Raw genomic sequence first — 2,593 nt, 5'->3', positions numbered from 1 at the left:
GAATCATTGCAGAAACGGGTGCTGGACAACATGGTGTTGCAACAGCAACGGTTTGCGCACTGTTTAAGATGAAATGTACCATTTTTATGGGAGAAACAGATATTCAGCGCCAACAAATGAATGTTGAACGTATGAAATTACTCGGTGCTGAAGTCAGAAGTGTTCAAAAAGGTCGTGGGACTTTAAAAGATGCCATGAATGAAGCATTACGTGACTGGATTCATCATGTGGATACAACCTATTACCTGTTGGGTACGGTTGCTGGCCCTCATCCATATCCCACCATGGTCAGAGAATTTCAGAAAATTATTGGTTTAGAAGCCAGAAACCAAATACTCCTCAAAGAAAATAAACTGCCCGATGCCTTGGTTGCTTGTGTTGGTGGTGGATCAAATGCATTAGGGTTGATGCATCCTTTTCTAGAAGACCCAAATGTCAAAATGTTTGGCGTTGAGGCGGGGGGAAAAGGAACACATACTGGTGAACATGCCGCCTCTATTTGCAAAGGTCAAGTTGGTGTGCTGCATGGCAATTTAACCTATTTATTACAAGATTTAGATGGGCAGATTTTAGAAGGGCACTCTATATCAGCTGGCTTAGATTATCCTGGTATCGGCCCTGAACATGGCCTTCTGTTTGAAACTGGACGCGTGACATACACGGCTATAACCGACCAAGAAGCCGTAAATGCATTTCAGCTTTTAAGCCAACAGGAGGGTATTATTCCTGCTCTTGAGAGTTCCCATGCGATTGCATATGCGATTCAACTTGCTCAAGAAATGCAGCCAGAACAGATCATTATTGTCAATTTAAGTGGCAGAGGCGACAAAGACTTAAACACGGTCAAAAAATATCTTGCAGGAGTTACAGCATGAACCGTCTAGATCAAAAATTAGAGCAATTGAAACTGGAAAATCGAAGTGGTCTGGTCTGTTATTTTACTGCTGGAGATCCTAATTTTGCAGAAAGTTGTCGTCTGTTGAGCCAATTAGGTCAAGCTGGAGCTGACATTATTGAAGTTGGCATTCCATTTTCAGATCCAGTGGCAGATGGAGAGATCATTCAGGCAGCGCATCTTAGGGCTTTAGGTGCAGGTCAAACGGTAAAACAGACCATTGAGTTGGTAAAAGCAATCAGGCTACATGATGAAAAAACACCAATAATTTTTATGACTTATTTAAATCCGATGATGCAATATGGTTTCGAAACACTTATCGCCGAAACAGAGAATCTTATAGATGGAATATTGATTTTAGATGCTCCATATGGATATCGAGAAAAATTTGAAGTGCAGTTAAATGAAAAAAATATGCATTTAATTGCAATGACAGCGCCGACTACCCCAATTGAAAGGTTAGAGCAAATTTCAGCGCGTGCGACAGGTTTTTTATATCATGTTGCAGAAAATGGTTTAACAGGGGGAGACTTCAATCTGCTTAATCTTGAGAAAAAGATTGCTGAAATTAAGCCTATTTTTAATATTCCTGTTGCAATTGGCTTTGGGATCAAAAATGAAAGTCATGTTAAAGCCTTAGCCAATAAGGTAGATTTGATTATTATCGGCTCAGCGCTTGTCGATACTTTTTTTAATAAGGGGATGAACGCAACTTTAGAAAAAGTCACAGCTTTTTCGCAAATACTTAGAGAAAATAAATAATATCCTGTTTTTTAATCAGTATATTTAAAGTTAATTTATCAAGAACTATATGTGATAAAACCCTCTCCCGTAAGGGAGGTGGAACTTTGTCTGTGAATTTTTACCGAAAGTGATCGCTTTTTAGAAATCACTATTATCATACAGATGTGACATACGTTTTTGCTTTGTCTCTAGATAAGCTTTGTTAAAAATATTTAAGCCAACTTTTAATGGAACCCGCTCAACAACATCAATTCCTAAATCAGTTAAAGATTTAATTTTAAGTGGATTATTTGTAATGAGTTTTACATTCTTTATTTTTAAATAATCTAACATAATGGCGCACATGTCATATTTACGAGCGTCTGCTGGTAAATTTAATAATAAATTGGCGTCAAGAGTATCATGTCCTTGGTCTTGAAGTGCGTAAGCTCGAATTTTATTGGTTAGTCCTATGCCGCGACCTTCTTGGCGTAAGTATAAGATCACACCTTGACCTGCATCATTTATCATTTTCATAGTTGAGTGTAATTGTGGACCACAATCACATTTGAGTGATCCAAAAGCATCACCTGTTAAGCATTCCGAATGAATTCTGACGAGTACAGATTGATTAGAAATAGTATCCATTCCTTTAGCAAGAGCGATATGTTCTTCACCAGTACTTTGGTCTTGAAACGCTATAATTTCAAAATCGCCAAACGCAGTAGGTAACTTTGATTTGGAAATAAATTCTATAGCCATTTAACTATACCCCTGTATTTTAAGAATTTAGAAACTTGCAAATATTACTTTCCAGCTAAAATAGTTCTCAGATAGTGAAATTTATGTGAAAACACAAGAGTTTTTAGTGTGTGAAGTAAATTTCAATAAAAAGCAATCAGTTACTTATAATTTTAGGTTTGACAAGTTTTCTAAAATTATTTTTTAGTTGGATGTTAAATATACAATTTTTAT

Annotated in this window: 3 protein-coding genes; 2 read left to right on the top strand and 1 reads right to left on the bottom strand. The window is 36.8% G+C overall.

The window, feature by feature from the left end:
* Both trpB and trpA read left to right on the top strand, forming a co-directional pair.
* On the top strand, positions 1-875 hold an 875-nt coding region (trpB, locus tag ACY3FQ_RS18110; RefSeq protein ID WP_489774603.1), incomplete at its 5' end, for a tryptophan synthase subunit beta.
* Positions 872-1,657 (top strand): tryptophan synthase subunit alpha, encoded by a 786-nt coding sequence (gene trpA, locus ACY3FQ_RS18105; RefSeq protein ID WP_489774602.1) that lies wholly within the window; start codon positions 872-874, stop codon positions 1,655-1,657. The genes trpB and trpA, both read left to right, overlap by 4 nt.
* A gap of 120 nt (positions 1,658-1,777) precedes the next feature.
* Here the strand turns inward: trpA and ribA are convergent, their stop codons facing one another.
* Entirely contained in the window at positions 1,778-2,380 is a 603-nt protein-coding gene (gene ribA / locus ACY3FQ_RS18100; protein ID WP_279741581.1) for a GTP cyclohydrolase II, read from the bottom strand.
* Positions 2,381-2,593: the final 213 nt, after the last annotated feature.

Source organism: Acinetobacter sp. AB03 (assembly GCF_058107045.1).
Note: the sequence above shows the minus strand (reverse complement) of the source record. Positions and strands in the feature narration are given on the sequence as shown.

Coding starts and splice junctions, on each gene's coding strand:
- trpA (WP_489774602.1), top strand. CDS start 872: ATGAACCGTCTAGATCAAAAATTAGAGCAATTGAAACTGGAAAATCGA.
- ribA (WP_279741581.1), bottom strand. CDS start 2,380: ATGGCTATAGAATTTATTTCCAAATCAAAGTTACCTACTGCGTTTGGC.